This is a genomic window from Microbulbifer sp. 2205BS26-8 (assembly GCF_030731025.1).
Lineage (GTDB): Bacteria > Pseudomonadota > Gammaproteobacteria > Pseudomonadales > Cellvibrionaceae > Microbulbifer > Microbulbifer spongiae.
In genome coordinates, this window is record NZ_JAVAMR010000137.1 from 1 (window position 1) to 1,094 (window position 1,094).

The 1,094-nt window shown below is 49.5% G+C and carries 1 protein-coding gene; it reads right to left on the reverse strand.

All coding sequences use genetic code 11. The annotated features are described in order from the left end of the window. Positions 1-29: 29 nt before the first annotated feature. Complete coding sequence (locus Q5Y71_RS16910; RefSeq protein ID WP_306043246.1) at positions 30-998, reverse strand: IS30 family transposase; 969 nt, start codon at positions 996-998, stop codon at positions 30-32. Between the last annotated feature and the right edge of the window lie 96 nt (positions 999-1,094).

Genomic DNA, 1,094 nt, shown 5'->3' on the forward strand with positions numbered 1-1,094 from the left:
CGCGGATTCAACCTTGAAGCGCATACCATTTATGCAGCTTGTGCCGCCAAGTAATTATCCATTAAATCTTCTGGTGTTTCAAAGCCTAATGTTTTCCTTGGGCGGTTATTTAAATCGCATACCACTGCATCAACCTCTCCCTGAGTTATCTGTTTAAAGTCCGTACTCTTAGGCCAATATTGGCGCAACAGGCCATTCGTATTCTCGTTCAAACCGCGTTCCCAGGAGTGGTAAGGGTGCGCGAAATAAACCTGCGCTCCAAGCTCCTTACTAATTTTTTCGTGATAGGCAAACTCTTTACCATTGTCCGCCGTGATCGTATGCAATGCCGCCGTATACGGCTTCAGCAGAGCTATAGTGGCCTCTGTCACCGCCTCTGCACTTTTGTTCTCCACTTGTGCAGATAAGGTAAACTGCGTTACGCGCTCTACAATAGTCACCAGAGCGCCGCTATGTCCTCTGCCAATGACGGTATCAATTTCCCAGTCGCCAACCCGACTCTTCGCATCTACCTCCACCGGACGCTCATCGATACTTATACGGTTCCTGATTTGGCCGCGATTGGTTTTACCATTGCTTCGCTTGTGATACTTCCTACCGTGCCGCCGGAGGTTCATGAACAGTTCGCCACCCCTCGCCTTGTCGGTCCACACATGTTGATAGATGCGCTCATGGCTCAACAGTATCAAGTGCTCCTTGAGCAGCCAGCCTGAGATTTGCTCCGGGCTCCATTTTTCAGCAAGCTTATCCTCGACCAAGCCAATCAACTCTGGTGTCAATTTTGTTACCTTTCTGGCCTCTTCACGCCGCCAAAGCGCAAACCTCTGGGCTTGCTTGTGTCGATACCCGCGCTGACCACTATTCCGCGCTAACTCCCTTGATATCGTTGACTGGCTCACGCCTAGAGCCACCGCAATCTTTGCTTGTGTAAAACCACTTTTCTTGAACGCCTCAATCTGGCATCTTTGCTCATAGGTCAGTTGCTTGTAGTGTCTCATTGCATAACTCTTGCCGGAGAAAAAGCGAGAAGCCTACGGGCAACTGACCGCTTTTTCTAGCTCCATTGAGATATGCACTTACAAGTTGAATCTAGG